We start from the raw sequence: 18,418 nt of genomic DNA, 5'->3' as shown, positions 1-18,418 counted from the left end.
TCTGCATCTCTTCACTTGCTCCGACACAAAAAAGGAAAGTAATCATAACATATATATCCAAAAAAATCCAACCTTATTTCCTGGTACGCCTGTTTTCATAAAAAAATCCCCCTTACAACAGCAGGTTTTACGAATGAACCTGTCTGTTGTAAGGGGAACATATCACTTTGGGAACAGCCCTTTTTCATTAAAATGGGACGGCTATAAATAAACCGCATTGCCGTTATATTGCAGGTGGCGTTAGACATAAATTTTCCAACATGATTGTGACTGCCAGTAAATCAGCGGAGCCACCAGGACTAACATTTTTTTGCACAAAATCATCGTTCATTTGATGAATCATGGCGACACCTCTCTCTGACAAGATCCCCCCCGCCTCTAGTACCTGCTTGGCATATTGCTGGACATAGGTTAGCATCTCCTTATCGTGTCTGCCAATGACATTCGTATCTTCGTTGACAACCATCAGTTGCAACAGGGTTTGAACACAGATATCATTCACATGGTATCGTTGCGATGATTTCAACTCACGGTAGACGGGCAGAGCATACTCTCGCACAGTGGGAAAGCCTGCTTCCACCTCACCACGTATACCCGTCATGCCCCACTCTTTATACAACCGCTCGCCGACCGTTAAGCCTGTTGATTTTTTCAGGGATGCAAGCTCACTCGCACATAAACCTTTGGTCATCTGAGCAATGGTCTCACAAATGATTTGTTCATCCAGCTTGCCAGCAGCTGCTCGTGTCGTACAACAATACGCAGCAGCAGCACAAATAATTCCTAGCGAAAAAATAAGACCTTTATGTGTGTTCACCCCGCCTGTTGCGGCAAACATAGCCTTTTCTGCTTCCTGTCCCAAGGGACGCAGATTCGCAAATAGTATACGAAGATCCTCTCCATGAAAGGAACCTCCCGCCTTTGTACATCTTTCAAAATAGCCGGAAAGTGCGGCCGCACTAGACATAAACGTAAAGAAGTCCATATCCTTATGGGCACCACGATTAAACCGATCTACCAGTCCCGGCTTTGGGCTGGCGGAGACCTCTGTTAGCAGCGCAAGGACAGCTTGTTGACCAAGGCTTTCACTTAATAGGCTTGTTGCGATCATACATACTAACAACCTTCCTCCCTGGATTTTGTAATGATGATGAACGATCATGCTCGTTTGACTACTTGATGCTTTCGCGTATAACTGTCCACCAGTGCTTTGATAGCTTCCAGTAATTCGGGAAGTGCGTGTGCTCTACTCCGTCCACAGACATGCGCAGCCTGCTCGCATATGAGACATGTTCGCTTGCCCAAGCCAAGTTCATCTCTGGAGATTGCTCTTCCATTGGGTCCAATCACATCCAGATCCAGTAATCTTCCTAGTGGATGCCCATCTTCAATCGTAATGACCAGCTTTTTCAATATTCGCGCGTCTGCCTGAACAGCAACATATGCTTCCGGGCCTGTCAGCAGATCATACGCTTCACTGTGCAGCGGTGTCATTTGGTTCACCGCCAGCTGACTCATCAAGATACGATAGCCTTCTTGAAAAACGTATTTACTAGTTAGAGAGGACTTCTGTGGTCCCGGGATATTGATCGTCATGCTGATCAGAGGTACCGCGTACCTGCTGATTAGTTGTCTTTGTCTATCTGCCCGGTTTTCGCGTGCCTGTAGCATTTCTTCAAGGGTAACCTCATACGAATCCATGTTATGACATCTCCCTGATACGCCTGGTGATTTCTTCAGCTTCCACTGACAATAAAAACTGATAGGTCGTGTCCGGTACAAGCTGCTTCACTTTATCCATTTGACCCAGACGGATATATTGGCGGACTGCAGAGGCGCTGATTGCGTCCCCTTCCCATAGCAGTCGCGGTATTTCCTCTACGTCGATTCCAACGGAAGGCAGTAATTTTTTCATGATCGTGTTGTACCTGCGGGTCAAGTCACAGCTTGGCTCCTGACCGATATACCGTTTTTGAATATTTAGCAATGGAGCTATATACTGGCTAAATATTTTTAAATCTAGTGATATATGCGTACTTGCTGCCTCTTCATCATTTTTGAGGAAGTAAGAAGGAAACGTTGCGCCCGAGATGATATAGTCTTTGCCTTTGTGCAAGACCACATTGTCCAAATGTCTCACGCCTTCTTCCACTAGTCTGTATCTGACATCTGATGGAAAAATGGATCGGTCCTCCCAGACTACAAAAAGATGTACCTTTTCCCAAACCGCCGCTGCATGCTCGATTAAGTGCAGATGTCCAAGTGTGAATGGATTACAGTTCATGACAATCGCAGCCGAAGGCACGAGATCGCCCGCTTCCTGCAAAAGCTCTTGCTGGTACTGTCGCACACCATCCCATCGGTTTTCCAACAAGACAGCCTTGGATGAGTCCTCCACGATTGGATAAAAACCGAGATCCTTGAAAATTTGTTTATTTGCTGGTTTTGTATAAATAAACAGGTGAGCCCTTCCCCGCCTGTATTCTTCATTTACTAAATGGCTAACGATTTGTGCCGATAGCCCCTGGTCTTTATAAGCTTCATCCACAGCAATGCACTTCAGTACACTGCCTGAAAAGGAACCCGTAGCGGCAATGTCGCTGCCATCTACAATTTCCATCGTATATTCAATTTGATGGTCTATTCCAAGACCTTGGCGCTTGAGGAAATCGCGAAGCTTTCTTTGAGCGTCTTCAGAGCTTGGATTTAAAATCTCTTCACGCAAATGTTCCATCCACATAGCCATAATGATCACCGTTTTTCTGCATGGAAGTCAGAATAAGCAGAATGACGCATCCCACACTCTGCAAGCGAAAGGGTAGGATGCGCATCCTGTTTATTTGTTCTGAAAAGACAATGTCTTTATTTTCTTACAACACCGCTTTGTTCTGCGACGATTTTTACTGCTTTACTAACTGCTGCACTTACTCTTTTGTCAATCGCATCTGGAACGATATAGGTATCATCAAGCTCCTCGTCTGTTACCAGATCTGCGATGCTTTTGGCTGCCGCTAATTTCATTTCCATCGTGATGTCCGTGGCTTTGGCATCAAACGCGCCTCTGAAAATACCAGGGAATGCCAGCAGGTTATTGATTTGGTTGTGAAAATCCGATCTGCCGGTCGCAACAATTCTTGCTCCGCCTTGGTGTGCTTCCTCTGGCAAAATTTCTGGAATCGGATTGGCAAGGGCAAAAATGATGCTTTCATTGCTCATGGTTTGCACCATTTCTTTTGTCATCACATCTGCAACCGATAAGCCGATAAAGATGTCCTTGCCTTTGATGACTTCTGCAAGGCTGCCTGTTTCTTTATCACGATTCGTCAGCTTGGCGATTTGCTGCTGAGGTTCATTGAGAGAGGTGTCGCCTTCGACCAAGGCACCATTCATATCGCAGAGAACCATACGCTTCGCTCCTGCAGCAAGCAATAGCTTGGCGGTGGCAATACCTGAAGCTCCTGCTCCATTGATGAGGATGCGCACATCCTCCATTTTTTTGTCCACAAGTTTCAAGGCATTACATAACCCTGCAAGCACAGCAACTGCCGTTCCATGCTGATCATCATGATAAACCGGAATGTTCAGTTTTTCTTTTAATTTGTCTTCAATATAGAAGCATTCTGGCGCCTTGATGTCTTCAAGATGAATGCCTCCAAAACCTGGGGCGATCACTTCAACCGTACGCACAAACTCGTCTGGATCAGTGCTGTCGATACAGATAGGGTACGCATTCACCCCACCAAATTCTTTGAGCAACAAGGCCTTGCCCTCAATGACAGGCAGCCCTGCCTCAGGGCCAATATCCCCCAGACCCAGCACGGCTGTCCCATTCGTCAGAATCGCCACGGTGCTCCCTTTAATCGTGTATTCATAGGCTTTGCTCTTATCTTTGGCGATTTCCTTGCATGGCTCAGCAACGCCAGGTGTATAGGCTATCGCTAAATCCTCTTTACTTACGACCGGTACTGTCCCTGCAATCTCCAGCTTACCGTTTCTTACGCGGTGTGCCTGTAAAGCGGCTTCTTTTATACTCATAAGTTTGTTTGTACTGAGCAGCTGCTCAATACTTCCTCCTCTTGGTTTATAATTTTAGCGTCCTTGTTTCACTTGACGAATTACATCCATTACGGAACCATCACGATATTTGACAACACCCACAATTTTATCTTCCCATTGAATCGGCTCTGGCTTGCCGACAATCCGCGTAGCCTTCTCTTGCAGCTCTTCGATCGTGAAGACAGGGAGCTTGGCGGCTTTGAAGCTAGCCAGGAGATCTTGGCGGAGAGGGTTCACAGCGATGCCCTGATCGGTAACCAGTACGTCAACCGTATGACCTGGTGTGATAATGGTATTTACACGATCAAGAATGGCAGGCATTCTTCCACGAATCAGCGGAGCGACGATGATGGATACTGCAGCGCCTGCGGCAGTATCGCAGTGTCCGCCGGAAGCTCCACGGATGACCCCATCGGACCCGGTAATTACGTTCACATTAAAATTCAGATCAATCTCCAGCGCACTCAGCACAACAACATCCAGTTGGTGAGCAGCGCAGCCTATATTTTCAGGGCTTGCGTAATATTCCGCACAAATTTGTTGGTGGAATTTGTTCTTTCTAAGCGATTCTACGGCACGCAGGTCAAAGCTCTGCACGTCCAATAGCTTTTCAATCAATCCTTCTTCATGCAGGTCAACGATTTGTTGGGTAATACCACCCAGCGCAAAGCTTGCCTTGATATTGGCGGCAAGCATTTTTTCCCGCAGAAATCTGGTCGTTGCAAGCGCAGCACCCCCGGAGCCGGTTTGCAATGAGAATCCATCCACGAAATATCCGGATGCTTCAATCACATCTGCCGCGTTTTTGGCAATTAACAGCTCCTTCGGATTCTTCGTGTAACGGGTAGCCCCTGAGACAATCCCCTTCTGATCACCGATGCGATCCACGACGACCACATAATCCACCTGGGTTTCAGGAATGGCGAATGGAGTGTTCGGATAGGAGACCAAATTGTCAGTGATCATCACAACATGGCGCGCATACTGTGCATCTACCATGGCATAACCCAGGGAGCCGCATGCCGATGGAGCTTCGTTTACGCTGGAGGTTCCGTTTGCATTGCCGTATGCATCGCAGGAAGGAGCGCCCAAAAAGGCTACGTCAATCGGGCATTCCCCTGATGCAATCGCTCTTGCGCGACCACCGTGAGAGTTAATCGTCACCGGAATATCAAACCATCCGTAGGAATATGCCTGAGCCAGCTCGCCTCTAAGGCCACTGGTCTCGATTCTGCGGATGACACCGTTTCGCACATGCTCTACCAACGGCGCATGAATATCCGTCAAGGAGCTGGCTGCCAGGACAAGATCACGAATACCCATTTTGGCAATTTTATCCATAACCATATTCAAGATAAAGTCCCCGTTGCGGAAATGGTGGTGGAACGAGATCGTCATCCCATTACGCAAGCCTGTAGCTTCAATGGCTTTCTCCACCGAATCAATGATTTTGTTTTTGGCAGAATTTTGCTGGCGGTCTTTTAACCGCTCTGTATTTTTAAATTGCCCGTAAGTCGATTTGCGATCAAAGGGAGATATCGCATCAAGTCCCTCAATAGCTAGAGGAATTTCTCTCCCAGCACCGTTTAGCATAACATTCACCTTACTCTACGTTTATTTTTGCCGCTTCCGCCAGGTCAAGTATTCTACGTGCACGTTCTACAATCGGACGGTCAATCATTTTACCGTCGAGACTGATCACACCTGAGCCTTTTGCCTCCGCTTCGAGACTGGCCTCAATGATCCGCTTTGATTTTTGGATCTCTGCTTCTGTTGGCGTATAAATGCGGTTTACAATCTCGATCTGACGTGGGTTAATAATGGATTTGCCATCAAAGCCTAGCTGTTTGATCAGTTTCACCTCACTCGCAAAGCCTTCTTCATTATTTACATCCGAGTAGACTGTATCGACAGCAGCAATGCCAGCAGCTCTTGCTGCAAATAATATAAGGCTTCGTGCTGTCAATAGCTCAATGCCTTCTGGCGAGCGCGTTGTCTTCAGGTCTGTGACAAAATCCTCCGCTCCAATGGCGATGCCGATAAGCCGCTTGCTGGCAACCGCAATTTGCGCCGCATTCAATGCGCCCTTGCCACTCTCAACCGCTGCAAAAAGCTTGATTGTCCCATGCTCCATGCCGATCTTTTGTTCAATTTCGGTAATCAATTCATCCGCCTCGATCACGTCATTGGCGGTCTCCGTTTTCGGCAATCGAATGGCAGTTGGCTTCGCTCGTACAATCGCTTCAAAATCATCTCTGCCATACGGCGTATTGAGCGGGTTTACCCTGACCAGCACCTCGATGCCCCCGAAATCAAAGGTTTTCAAAGCCTGGTAAACCAGCAAACGTGCTGCATCTTTTTCGTATAGGGAAACGGAATCCTCAAGGTCGATCATAATCGAATCTGCCCCATAGATATGGGCGTCCCGGATCATCCCTGGGTTATTCCCTGGAACATACAACATAGTCCTTCTCAGTTTCTGCATCTATTCCGCCTCCCATGGTCGGCAGTCGCCCTCAACCACTCTGCTTACGGCTGTCATTACTCTAGCCTTAATGGCGCAATCCAGTGCGCCTTTATCATTCGCGCGGACATATGCATGTTCAATGCCCATTCCTTGTAATGTTTCGAGAATCACTTTGCGAATCTGGTTCCCGAACTGGTTCTCTACGGTACTTTTCAACTCGATTTCAATACCTTTTGTCCCGTTCGGTTCGATGGAAATCGTAATATCGCTTGATTCCAGTGTACCGGCCATGCCTACTTGCTGAATAATCAATGTCTACACCTCTTTTGCCAATTGGATGGTAGATACTCTCCATCTTCAGGATTGCAGAACCTTATAAATCATTTGTGCCATATCTGAACCTGCTACAGGCTTGCACATGTATTCATCAATGATCAATCTCTCCTTGTATGCCACCACGTGATCCTCGACATAACCGGTAATCAGGATGATCTTCATACTTGGGTTGATTACCTTGATACGTTCAGCCAATTCCGTACCCGTCAGATAAGGCATTGCCTGATCCGTAATGACCAGATCGTAATGGTTTGGAGACTTTTCGAACCGCTGCAATGCTTCCACACTGTCTGATTCTGTCTCAACGTGGAAACCATACGATTCCAGTCCTTTTCTCATCGCTTTCAATACGCGCTGTTTATCATCGACCAAAAGAATGCGCTTTTGTTCAGTAAACACAGGGTTCATATTGATCTCTGTCTCTTTTGCTACAAACTCCGTTTTCGGCAGATACACCGTAAACGTACTACCCCTGCCCAGCTCCGAATCCACGGTAATAAATCCTTGATGTTTTTCGAGAATGCTTTGGACGATATACAATCCAAGCCCCGTACCCTCTCCTGCCGGTTTGGTTGTGAAGAAAGGATCAAAGATTTTCTGCAAGGTGTCGTCACTCATCCCTCTACCCGTATCCGAGACAGATAAAGAAACGTAATCGCTGACTTCCAAGACGTTCTCGCGGATTTTTTTTACCTCTTGCAAGGGAATGGCATCCAATATGATTTTTAGTTCGCCGCCGGCTGTTTTCATTGCTTGATAAGCATTGTTGCACAAGTTCATAATGACTTGATGAATCTGTACTTTATTTGCAAAAATAACAGCTGAATCTACCCGTTTTTTGAACACAGCATTCACTTTGGGTGAGAGGAAGGATTTTATGAGTCCCAGTGTCTCTTCGACCTGCTCTTCAACTTTGACCGGAGCGTTTTTCTTGACCTTTCCACTCTCCAGCCGGCTCAATAGCAGGATTTCCTCGATTATCAATCTTGCTTTCTCGGAAGCATCATAAATCTCACTGACGTAATCATAAATTTCTTCAGTAGGTTCTATACTGCTAAGCATGATTTCTGCATAGCCTCTGATGGGCGTTAGAAAATTATTAAAATCATGGGCAATTTCCCCTGATAGCGTGCCGATCAACTGTAGCTTCTGCGAGTGCTGCAATTGCAGATCCTTTTTTCTCAACAGCTCGTTCTTGTTATTCAGTTCCCGCAAATACCTCGTCTCGTACTCCAATGCCTCTTTATTTTTCTTCGTCCTCATGATGATATAAACGGCACAAGCCAACGTCAGGACGATCATTGAAAAAATCTCAATGGTTTTAATCCGATTTTGTGCAATCGGTTCTCTCACATCATCGTAGTTCATGGCGGCGGCAACCACCCAAAACGAGTCACCAAGATGAACTCGGGAAAATGCCTCGATCTTTTTCGTCTTGGTATAGGATTCATCACCCCACCAGTACGAATGGTAGAAAGCTGAGCCTTGTTCCTGGGTAAGCTGCATTTTGAACAGTTTTTCCAGGTCGCGGTAATCAAGCCCCGGGTATTTGGCCTTAATCGCTGATAGCGATAACCCGATATTTTCTTCGCTCGGGTGCATGAGATAGTAACCTTGCTGATCCTTGACATGGATATAACCCTTGGTCCCCACGCGAATCGGCTTCAACAGCTCCTCATACACAGCGTTTAGATTTACCACACTGATGAGCGCACCTTGAAATTTCCCATCAAGATAAACAGGCTGAAACAGATGAACAATATAATTGCCTTGCCTCTCCAGCTTGGCACTTGCGATGAACGGTTTTTTTTCTCGCAGCACCCTTTGAATATCATCCTTGATTAATTCATAGGCTTTAATCGCATCCGTACGATTGCGCTTGGGAAAAGTGTGTACCACTCTCCCTTCCAGGTTCACCTGGCTAATCCGATAGATGCTATCTTTTTTGGCGGTATAATAAGCAGATAGGCTTTCGTCAATCACAGCTTCATTCTTATTGGCTATGGCGAGCGATATCTGCCGGTTGCCTGCCAATATTTGCAGCGTGTGCATTTGTTCATCGAAAAAGGATTCAATAGACGTGCTGTTTAACTTGGCAATCGTTAGCAATTGCTGCTGCTGCTGTTCAATTACGGTACGTTCTCCGTCCATATACGAGCCGTAGGCCATCCACAGCAGAACTAGAAAAGAAATCGGAAGCGCTAGCATAGTGATGAATGAAAAATGGCTTCGATAATGAAACGGTATCTCTCGTTGAAATCTCATCCTGTTTTGTCATCTCCATCGTGCTAGTAGCCTATCAGTCCCTAGCCCTGGTGCCAGGGCTAATTCGCTTCCGAGTATATCAGTTATTCATGTTCGTCTACTAAATGGTGTCTCAAGACAACTTCATTGTAATGACAAGATCTTAAAGTATCCTGTCAAATTATTAATTTTTTTTAAGATTTCACTACCTTAGTGTGTAAGGTATCGCAGCAGGAAAATAGCAAGTGTTACTGTTGCTGCACCACCGAGACGTGTGGATACCTGGGCAAATGGCATGAGTACCATTCTATCGGCTGCAGAAAGAATTGCGACATCCCCTGTTCCACCTTGGCTGCATCGAGTAGAAGTGATAATCGCAGCTTCAACCGGATACATTTTCATCCACTTACCAGCAAAATATCCACTCGCAACCACGGTTAATACAGTTACAAAAATGGTGATGAAATAAGCAGGGCTAATTACAGAAATCAATGCCTCCCACGGTGTTTTAGCAACACCTACCGCAAGCAGGAGCGGGTACGTTACGGCGATAACAAAGAAACGTTGCATCTGTTGCGCTCCATCTTCAAGGAATTTTGGCAACCAACCAAAATATTTTGCCAGGAATGCTGCAAAGAGCATGACGATCGGACCAGGCAGACCAACAAACTCAGCGGCTAAGGTACCTAACATGAAGAATCCGATGGCTAAAATGGCTCCGGCAGCCATTTGGTAAAGATCAAGCGGTTTTTTGTTTTTATCCTCTGCAAGTCCCAAAACATCGCTATCCCCTGTTTTGAGCAGCGTGCCGTTACCGGTAAGTTCCGGTTTTTTATCCCCCAGTTTTTTTAACAAGCCGGACAGGATAATAGCACACAAGCTGCCCAACATGACCGCAGGAATAACCATGGCAAATTGTTCACCCTGGGTCGAACCTAAAATTTGGCTGTAGCCGATAGAGAGTGGAATCGCACCTTCACCAACGCCTCCCGCCATGATAGGAACAAGAATGTAAAACAAGGTATCATACGCAGGGATTCCCAAAGCCACACCTGTAAGCAAACCGACGCCTGTTCCGAGAATGGATCCGATCGTCAAAGGGACAGCCAATCTAATGACCGCTTTTATCATGAGTTCCCGGTTCATACCAAGGATACTACCAGCGATAACAATTGCGATGTACACATACAGGAAATTGGTATTATCCATAAAGTCAGTAACGGAATCAATTGCTGACTGCGGGAGAAGATGAGCATACACCATGTAAGAAGGAACAAACGTTGCCATAATTGCTGCGCCGCCGATATCCTTCAGAATAGGAATGCGCTTTCCAATCTCCGCCAGAATAAAACCATACAATACCATGACAGATACAGCCCCAGGCATATCACTACCGAGCTTTCCGGAGTTCATCAGCAAGTAGACAACAGCCATAAACGGGATATAAAGGCCTACAGGAATGACCCCTCCAATCTTGTAATTCAACACCTTTCTCCATTTGGACTCTGTTCGTGGCTGTAGCTTAAGCTCTGCGGCTTCTTGTAGATTATTAGTGACCACTTGATCGCCTCCTAGATGATCAATCTGCGTTTTATCCTCGAATCAAACGCTAGCCCAGGCTTTCACAAGACTTTGTTGTAAAACGTTTTCACTCATTGGATGATTCGAGATAACTAAATTGTAAAAAGCAAATCTTAAAGTATTCTGACTAATCCTTAAATGTTTTTAAGAACCATGTGACAAAAATATGTCAGCGTTTTCAAAGAAAAAAAACTACGGTGTGGTGCACCCTCCAAAGTTATGTATCCCTTTTATTGCTAGATTAAGGATGGCCAGAAAAATAATTAGCCGTAGAAAAAAAGCCCCCCGGGTTCATCGGCGTGCTTTCAAGAGAACGTATACAATTGGATAGTGTATAGTTAATCTATTTTTCAACGGAAAAACGATACCCGATTCCCCAGACGGTTTTGATATATTTCGGTTTAGTGGGATTTTCTTCAATTTTGGTCCGCAGGTGTCTGATATAGACCATAATCGTATTATTATCGACAACCGTATCTTTCCAGATGTTTTGATATAGCTGTTCTTTCGAGAAGACCTGATTGGGATGCTCCATAAAAAATTTCATAAGTTGTAACTCTTTTGATGACAACGCGATTTCCTGATTATTTTTTTGAAACGTATAGGTATGATGATTGAATAGAAATGGTCCCAACGCAATGCGTGAGGCTTGTTGTGTTGATTCCTGAAGCTGGCGATATCTTTTAATCTGGTTCTTTACCTGAGCACAAAGCACTGGAGGACTAAATGGCTTGGTAATATAGGCATCTGCCCCAAGTCCAAGTCCAATGATCTGATCTGTGTCTTCTTTTTTCCCGCTCAAAAAAATGATTGGCGTATGGATGCCCATATTCCGCGTTTGACCAAGCACATCATAGCCATCAATATTTTCCATCATAATGTCCAGGAGGACGAGATCGAATGGCTCCTCGCTAATCATCCGCATGGCTTCCATACCGTTTTCAGCCTGAAGCACAACCATTCCATCGCCTTCAAGAACCGTTTTAATCAATTTTCTGATAGCGTTTTCATCATCAACTACCAATACTCTCGGTTTGCTCATTCTTGACCCCATTCCTTTCTATAAGTCCTCTTACGAAAACCCTTTTTAACAATACAAAAAAAACAAAACGCGCTCTATCGGTCGAAACGTCTATGGGTACTTCAAGTATAGCCATTGTGAACAGCTCGATCAAAACACGTACCTTGGCTACAGTTGCTAATTGAATTGATTTTATCTCGCTTCTCAGTGTCCATTTTTTAGTCTAGCATCATTTTAGCCAACTCTATATGTTGTATGTCATACAGCTTCAAAAAACTCCCTGATTCCTTGTTGAATATCTTTATAAAACCTTTTCGTCAAGATTTTGGAAAAACCAATTTTGGATGAATCACACTAATCCTCTAAAAACCCAAAGCTCACTTCTACACAGCTTCATTCACGATTATTTCTTTGTTTCTGCTCTTATGTTCTTGATCTCAGGTTCTTAATCTCCCCTGCTCTCTACCCAAGTATGGACCTTTGCGGCATCAGCGAAGCGGGTGATTTGAATCCGGAGAAGCGGAGCGTTCGCCTTTGCCTCTGAATTCCCCCCTTGTTCTCATTACAATCAGAGGAATTCAGAGGCAACAGCGATCGGAGGATCAAATCACACGCGAAGCGGCCACTAATGCTCCATACTCCTCTCCCCCATCTCCACAAACTGCTTTTGAGCCAGCTCGCGGTAAACCTGATGGGACTCTATTAACTCGGCATGGGTTCCTGCACCCGTCACCTTGCCCTTGTCCAACACGATAATCTGATCGGAGTGAACGACCGTTGACAAACGGTGAGCGATGACAATCGTCGTTCGTCCTTCCATCAAGTTCGCCAGCGCCTTCTGTACCTCATGCTCGGAGGAACTGTCCAAACTGGAGGTAGCCTCATCCAGCATGAGAATGTCCGGGCTGCGAAGAAGCGCACGCGCAATGGCAATCCGTTGGCGCTGCCCGCCGGACAGCTTCATCCCCCGTTCCCCTACCTCAGTATCATAGCCTTGAGGCAAATCCATAATAAACGTGTCCGCATATGCCATCTTGGCTGCCTGTCTTACCTCTTCCAAATCAGCTTCCCGTCCCAGGCCATACGTGATATTATCTCTGACCGTTCCAGTCATCATGGAGCTTTCCTGCGACACATAACCGATTTTGGAACGCCAGGAGGATAGCGTATATGACGATATCGGCTCATCTCCATAACAGATTTCCCCGGTATCTGGCACATAAAAGCGCTCCAGCAATGAAAACAGAGTCGATTTGCCACTTCCACTCGGACCTACGAACGCTGTCGTGCGGTTAGCTGGAATGACCAAACTCGCATTATGAAGAATCTCTTCACCTTCGGTATAGGAAAAAGCAACATCACGCAGTACAATATCCCTGCTCTCTTTTGCTGCTTCCTGCTTCAATTCAAGCGGCTCCTCTTCATGATCCAAAATCGTCTGAATCCGTTCAGTAGCTCCAACCACCTTTTGCAAACGAGAATACAAGGTTGTAAATTGTGCCATAGGTGTAATCACTTGAAACAGCAGCAAAATAAAAGCCACTAAATCCCCGGCAGTTAGCACGCCTGATGCCACTCGTACACCACCTACACCCAAAATAATAACCAGCACTGCGGTCAGCAGGAAGGTAGAGATTGGCCCTACAAGAGCCAAAATACGGGATTCCTGTAGACCGAAGCGGAACATCCGGTAGATACGATCCTCTCCAGCCTTTGCTTCTCGGCTTTCTGTTCCGTAAGCCTTCACCAGCCTGATTTCACCGATAACCTGACTCAGCACCGAGGTCAGATCTGCCATTTCATCCTGCTGCTTTTTGGAGATGCTGTACATTTTCCGTCCTACCGGGAACAGAATAAGAGCTGTTAGCGGAACAATAGTCATAATAATGAGTGTCATAACCCAATCCAGATAAAATAACAACGCAATACCGCCAATAATTGCAATCACATTAGAAATCAGGTTGACAAGATACTCCGTAATGAGGTTCATAATCAGGCTCGTATCATTGGTGACACGACTCATCGTATCTCCTGACCGATTCCGATCAAAGTACGGGATGGGGAGAGACAAAATTTTATGCCATAAGCGTTTGCGCAAATTAGCCACAATTTTGTGTCCGGCATAGTTCAGCATATAAATAGAAACCGCCGAAGCCACAGCTTGAAGCACAAACGCACCAAGCAAACCAAAAATGACCATACGGTTCAGTGAAGAAAAGGTCAAACCATCGATTAGTCCCTTGGTCATCAGCGGTACAATTAAACCGGCAATCGTCTGAATCAGGGTCAGAATCATGGCAATGGTGAGAATAGCCTTGGGCGGATGCGCACTCGCAATTAATTTGATAAACCGGCTCATGCCAGCCTTATCGGGTCTTTTACCCGTTTTTTCCTTCTTCCAGCCCTGTTGTTCATCTTGCTGTACATGATGCTCATTTTCCATAAACCATCAACCCCGCTTCCATTCTGACCATTCTTGTCCAAACAACAACACCCGCGCTCTGCGCGGGTATGAACAGTGCATTCTATCTTCGAGTTTACTACACCAGAGAATGAAGCACAAAGTTAGCCACAAATAGTACAGAAATGATATACAATGCGACGGGCACTTCCTTGCCTCGTCCTGCTGCCAGCTTGGCTACGGGGTATGCAATAAAACCAAATGCCATCCCGTCTACAATGCTGTAAGTAAAGGGCATCATCACCATGATCAGAAATGCAGGAAACGCCTCGGTAAAATCACTAAAATCCATTTCACGCACATTTTGCACCATGAGTCCGCCAATAATGATTAACACAGGGGCAATGGCGCTATCAGGAATGTAAGCCAGCAGTGGAATACAGAAGAACGTGGCCCCGAATAATATAGCAGTTACTAGCGGTGTCACTCCCGAACGTCCGCCTGCCGCAATACCAGCTGTCGATTCCGCCGCAGCTACCGCCGGACTGCTGCCCAAAATACCAGCAAAAATATTGGTTACCGCCAACACACGCAAGCTATTCTTAAAGGTGTCCGGTCTTCCAATCATGTTGGTCTGCGCAGTAATCATACCAATATTCTCAAATAGTACAATAAGCAGCAGGAGAAAAACAGCGATCCAAAAAGCTACCGATACAATACCTGAAAAGGAAAGCTCTCCAAACAATTGCCCATACTGCCGCACGGTTTCAGAGGTTCGCACTGTGCTTGTCGGCTCTACGGCTCCCATCACGTAGGCAAGCCCTGTTCCCGCTAAAATACTGATCAGCAGCCCCCCCTGAACGTTACGGACAAACAACACAATAGCGAGCAGCAACGTTGCACAAGCCGTGATCACCTTAGGGTCATTAAAATGACCGATGGCCACAAAGGTCGTTTGATGAGCAATCACGATACCGCTTTTTTGTAATCCAATGAAGGTTAAAAACAAGCCGATTCCTACCGTTATTCCATGCTGTAAATTATGAGGAATTGCCTGGCTAATCAGCTTGTACAAAGATGTAAATGCTACAATGGCGAATAAAATTCCGGTGATGGTCACCACCATCAACGCTTCCTGCCAGCTCAGCTTCATCGAATGTACGAGCGTATAAGTGAAAAAGGCATTGATCCCCATCCCTGGTACAACGACCATGGGGGATTTCCCCCCAAAAGCCATCAGCAGACAGCCGATCATGGACGTGAGCAGTGTCCCGAGCATCGCCCCTTGCAGGGGAATCCCAGCATCTGCCAAGATGGTCGCATTGACCATCACAATATATACAACGGAAAAATAAGAAATGGCGCCAGCGGCCAATTCCTTTTTCCAATGATGCTCGGGTTTGAAACCGAGACTTCTGGACCATAGTCCACCCTTCATACCAAAACCCTCCAGCAAGTTGTCCAATCTGGTTGCAGCAAGCTGCATTTTTTCAAAACAAAAAGAGCTGCAGTCAGCTGTGACACCATGGATGTGATGCACAGAACTACAGGTCTTCAAATAGATTCATACTGATACAAAATCTAAAAGTATACAGCCATGCTATCTTCGGGGCTACACGCCAGCGCGCTCCAGCAAATCCTTGACGGCTACACTGACCATGATCAAGCCTGCTACCGGAGGCACAAAAGCGTTGCTCGCAGGGGGCTGCTTCGCTTTTCGGATTTCAGGTGCGTTCGCAGGTACGATTTTTTTCGTAATGTCTTCACGCGGCTTCATCGGCTCCTCATCGGAGAATACAACCTTGACGCCTTTGGTAATGCCTTCCTTACGCAGCTTGGTGCGAATGACACGGGCAATCGGGTCCATTCTTGTCTGGGAAATATCCACCACCTTAAAACGGCTTGGGTCCATTTTGTTGGCAGCACCCATGCTGGAGATCATCGGAATCCCGCGTTTCAGACATTCCTTGATCAAATGAATTTTGTAAATAATGGTATCCGAGGCATCCAACACGTAATCCAGATCGTATTTAAACAACTCTTCATATGTTTCTTCGGTGTAAAACATGTTCAACGCAATAGCTTCACATTCAGGGTTAATCAGCTTCACGCGCTCTACCATCAGATCAGCCTTTTTTTGACCTACCGTTGTTGTCAGCGCGTGAATCTGACGGTTAATGTTGGTGATGTCTACGACATCTTTATCAATCAAAATAATACGTCCGACACCCGTCCGGGCCAGTGCTTCCACTGCAATCGAGCCGACACCGCCAATACCCAGCACGGCTACCGTACTATTCTTCATAGCTTCCAGACCCTCAGAGCCAATTGCCAGCTCCGTTCGTGAAAATTGATGCAGCATGTGGTATATCCTCCCTTATTGATTTTAACTTTAGGCTTAAACACTAGCATACAAACCACGAACCCATTATCCAAAAAAGGATAACGGGTTCATGGCACTTGTTAAGCCAAACGTTTGTCTTAGGCTTTAGGCGCAACAGGCTTCGGAGCAAGACGGATATGAAGCTGCTCCAATTGAGATTGATCCACTTCGGATGGTGCATCCATAAGCAGGTCTGTTGCACTGGCTGTTTTTGGGAATGCAATGGTTTCACGCAGGTTTGTACGACCTGTGAGCAGCATCACAAGACGGTCAAAACCGAAGGCAATACCGCCATGTGGAGGCGCGCCATATTCGAACGCATCCAACAGGTAGCCGAATTTATCTTTGACTTCTTCTGGCGACAAACGGAGAGCGTTGAACATTTTCTCCTGAACATCACGTTTGTGAATCCGCATCGAGCCGCCGCCTACTTCATAGCCGTTCAGCACGATATCATACGCCTGGGCACGAACCCGACCTGGGTCTGTATCCAGGATGGCAAGGTCTTCATCATTTGGACGTGTGAACGGATGGTGTTCTGCTACATAGCGTTTTTGTTCTTCGTCATAGCCGAGAAGCGGGAAGTCCACAACCCATGCAAATTTGAATGTGTTATCGTCGATCAGTCCCAAGTGGCGGCCAATTTTCAGACGAAGCGCGCCCAATACATCAGCAACGACTTTTTTGTTATCCGCAGAGAAGAGCAACAGATCGCCTTCTTCAGCTCCCGTGCGCTCTTTCAGTGCTTCGATTTCTTCCGGTGTAAAGAATTTCACGATAGGCCCCTTGAATTCGCCTTCCTTCACCTGAATCCAAGCCAAGCCTTTAGCTCCGTAACGTGCAGCATAAGGGCCCAGGTCATCAATGTCCTTACGACTCCATGTGCCACATCCTTTGGCATTGAGGACTTTTACCTCGCCGCCCTTTTCAATCACGGAAGCGAACACTTTTACACCACTGCTTGCCACGATATCATTCACATTAATCAACTCAAGGCCAAAACGCAGGTCTGGCTTGTCAGAGCCGTATTTGTCCATCGCTTCTGCATGTGTAATCCGTTGGAATGGGGTTTCCAGCTCTACACCGATCGTCTCTTTGAACAGTTTGACCATAAGACGCTCCATCATAGGCAGCAAGTCATCCCGTTCCATGAAGGAGGTCTCAATGTCGACCTGTGTAAATTCAGGCTGGCGGTCAGCACGCAAGTCTTCATCACGGAAGCAACGTGCAATTTGGTAGTAGCGCTCCAGGCCGCCTACCATCAGCAATTGCTTGTAAATTTGCGGTGATTGCGGCAAAGCAAAAAACTCGCCTTCATGCACACGGCTTGGCACCAAATAGTCACGAGCACCCTCCGGGGAGCTTTTCGTCAAAATCGGTGTCTCCACCTCGATGAAATCTTCACCGTCCAGGAAGTCACGGAACACCTTAGCCGCTTTGGAGCGAAGTTTCAAGGTCTGATGCATCTCTGGACGACGCAGATCCAGGTAACGGTATTTTAAACGTAACGACTCGTCTACTTCTACACCATCTTCAATGAAGAACGGAGGTGTCTTGGCCGCATTCAATACCTCGATTTCAGTGATACGCACTTCAATTTCACCTGTAGGCAGGTTCGGGTTGATCGTTTCCGCATCACGCTTGACAACGGTACCGGTAACCTCAAGCACATATTCACTACGAACGCGATCCGCAATTTGCAGTGCGTCACCGGAATATGCCGGGTTAAACACGATTTGTACAATCCCGCTGCGGTCGCGCAGGTCAATAAACAATACGCCTCCCAAGTCACGACGGGTTTGTACCCAGCCGTTCAATGTAACTGTTTCTCCGATATGCGCATGGGTTAATGCGCCGCATTGATGACTCCTTTTCATCATACACACTCCTGTTAATGTTTTAGTGGTTCATGCTATGTGAATCCATCGA

At 46.3% G+C, this 18,418-nt stretch carries 14 protein-coding genes; all 14 read right to left on the bottom strand.

Annotated features, from left to right (window positions below; all coding sequences use genetic code 11):
* Positions 1–223: 223 nt before the first annotated feature.
* A complete protein-coding gene (gene citG / locus BAZ21_RS25575; protein ID WP_068505642.1) occupies positions 224–1,111 on the bottom strand; it encodes a triphosphoribosyl-dephospho-CoA synthase CitG in 888 nt (295 codons plus the stop codon).
* A 47-nt stretch (positions 1,112–1,158) separates the two neighbouring features.
* Entirely contained in the window at positions 1,159–1,701 is a 543-nt protein-coding gene (gene citX, locus BAZ21_RS25570; RefSeq protein WP_068505641.1) for a citrate lyase holo-[acyl-carrier protein] synthase, read from the bottom strand.
* 1 nt (position 1,702) lies between these two features.
* The gene (gene citC / locus BAZ21_RS25565) at positions 1,703–2,734 is read right to left on the bottom strand and encodes a [citrate (pro-3S)-lyase] ligase (protein ID WP_256022612.1); all 1,032 of its coding nucleotides are present in this window, start codon (positions 2,732–2,734) and stop codon (positions 1,703–1,705) included.
* A 128-nt stretch (positions 2,735–2,862) separates the two neighbouring features.
* Positions 2,863–4,035 (bottom strand): NAD(P)-dependent malic enzyme, encoded by a 1,173-nt coding sequence (locus BAZ21_RS25560; RefSeq protein WP_068505640.1) that lies wholly within the window; start codon positions 4,033–4,035, stop codon positions 2,863–2,865.
* A gap of 54 nt (positions 4,036–4,089) precedes the next feature.
* Positions 4,090–5,649 carry a citrate lyase subunit alpha gene (gene citF, locus BAZ21_RS25555; RefSeq protein WP_068505639.1) on the bottom strand — a complete coding sequence of 520 codons (1,560 nt, stop codon included), beginning with the start codon at positions 5,647–5,649 and terminating at the stop codon, positions 4,090–4,092.
* 10 nt (positions 5,650–5,659) lie between these two features.
* Entirely contained in the window at positions 5,660–6,541 is an 882-nt protein-coding gene (gene citE / locus BAZ21_RS25550) for a citrate (pro-3S)-lyase subunit beta (RefSeq protein ID WP_068505638.1), read from the bottom strand.
* Positions 6,542–6,835: a citrate lyase acyl carrier protein gene (gene citD, locus BAZ21_RS25545; protein WP_025682173.1), complete on the bottom strand. Its 294-nt coding sequence runs from the start codon at positions 6,833–6,835 to the stop codon at positions 6,542–6,544.
* Positions 6,836–6,880: 45 nt separating this feature from the next.
* A complete protein-coding gene (locus BAZ21_RS25540; protein ID WP_068505637.1) occupies positions 6,881–9,124 on the bottom strand; it encodes an ATP-binding protein in 2,244 nt (747 codons plus the stop codon).
* A gap of 189 nt (positions 9,125–9,313) precedes the next feature.
* A complete protein-coding gene (locus tag BAZ21_RS25535) occupies positions 9,314–10,663 on the bottom strand; it encodes a 2-hydroxycarboxylate transporter family protein (protein WP_068505636.1) in 1,350 nt (449 codons plus the stop codon).
* Between the two features lie 364 nt (positions 10,664–11,027).
* Complete coding sequence (locus BAZ21_RS25530; RefSeq protein ID WP_068505635.1) at positions 11,028–11,726, bottom strand: response regulator transcription factor; 699 nt, start codon at positions 11,724–11,726, stop codon at positions 11,028–11,030.
* Positions 11,727–12,330: 604 nt separating this feature from the next.
* On the bottom strand, positions 12,331–14,148 hold the full coding sequence (locus tag BAZ21_RS25525) for an ABC transporter ATP-binding protein (protein ID WP_068505634.1): 1,818 nt from the start codon (positions 14,146–14,148) through the stop codon (positions 12,331–12,333).
* Positions 14,149–14,245: 97 nt separating this feature from the next.
* The gene (locus tag BAZ21_RS25520) at positions 14,246–15,544 is read right to left on the bottom strand and encodes an NCS2 family permease (protein ID WP_068505659.1); all 1,299 of its coding nucleotides are present in this window, start codon (positions 15,542–15,544) and stop codon (positions 14,246–14,248) included.
* Between the two features lie 174 nt (positions 15,545–15,718).
* The gene (locus BAZ21_RS25515) at positions 15,719–16,468 is read right to left on the bottom strand and encodes a tRNA threonylcarbamoyladenosine dehydratase (protein ID WP_068505633.1); all 750 of its coding nucleotides are present in this window, start codon (positions 16,466–16,468) and stop codon (positions 15,719–15,721) included.
* Between the two features lie 119 nt (positions 16,469–16,587).
* The gene (gene aspS, locus BAZ21_RS25510; protein ID WP_068505632.1) at positions 16,588–18,366 is read right to left on the bottom strand and encodes an aspartate--tRNA ligase; all 1,779 of its coding nucleotides are present in this window, start codon (positions 18,364–18,366) and stop codon (positions 16,588–16,590) included.
* Positions 18,367–18,418 lie beyond the last annotated feature (52 nt).

The sequence above is a fragment of the Paenibacillus kribbensis genome (assembly GCF_001705305.1).
GTDB lineage: Bacteria > Bacillota > Bacilli > Paenibacillales > Paenibacillaceae > Paenibacillus > Paenibacillus kribbensis_B.
Note: the sequence above shows the minus strand (reverse complement) of the source record. Positions and strands in the feature narration are given on the sequence as shown.

What these genes read in the sequence shown, in the direction of transcription:
- BAZ21_RS25525 (WP_068505634.1), bottom strand. Translation starts at nt 14,148, where the DNA reads ATGGAAAATGAGCATCATGTACAGCAAGATGAACAACAGGGCTGGAAG.
- BAZ21_RS25530 (WP_068505635.1), bottom strand. Translation starts at nt 11,726, where the DNA reads ATGAGCAAACCGAGAGTATTGGTAGTTGATGATGAAAACGCTATCAGA.
- BAZ21_RS25520 (WP_068505659.1), bottom strand. Translation starts at nt 15,544, where the DNA reads ATGAAGGGTGGACTATGGTCCAGAAGTCTCGGTTTCAAACCCGAGCAT.
- citX (WP_068505641.1), bottom strand. Translation starts at nt 1,701, where the DNA reads ATGGATTCGTATGAGGTTACCCTTGAAGAAATGCTACAGGCACGCGAA.
- aspS (WP_068505632.1), bottom strand. Translation starts at nt 18,366, where the DNA reads ATGAAAAGGAGTCATCAATGCGGCGCATTAACCCATGCGCATATCGGA.
- citC (WP_256022612.1), bottom strand. Translation starts at nt 2,734, where the DNA reads ATGGAACATTTGCGTGAAGAGATTTTAAATCCAAGCTCTGAAGACGCT.
- BAZ21_RS25560 (WP_068505640.1), bottom strand. Translation starts at nt 4,035, where the DNA reads ATGAGTATAAAAGAAGCCGCTTTACAGGCACACCGCGTAAGAAACGGT.
- BAZ21_RS25540 (WP_068505637.1), bottom strand. Translation starts at nt 9,124, where the DNA reads ATGAGATTTCAACGAGAGATACCGTTTCATTATCGAAGCCATTTTTCA.
- citG (WP_068505642.1), bottom strand. Translation starts at nt 1,111, where the DNA reads ATGATCGCAACAAGCCTATTAAGTGAAAGCCTTGGTCAACAAGCTGTC.
- citF (WP_068505639.1), bottom strand. Translation starts at nt 5,649, where the DNA reads ATGCTAAACGGTGCTGGGAGAGAAATTCCTCTAGCTATTGAGGGACTT.
- BAZ21_RS25515 (WP_068505633.1), bottom strand. Translation starts at nt 16,468, where the DNA reads ATGCTGCATCAATTTTCACGAACGGAGCTGGCAATTGGCTCTGAGGGT.
- citE (WP_068505638.1), bottom strand. Translation starts at nt 6,541, where the DNA reads ATGCAGAAACTGAGAAGGACTATGTTGTATGTTCCAGGGAATAACCCA.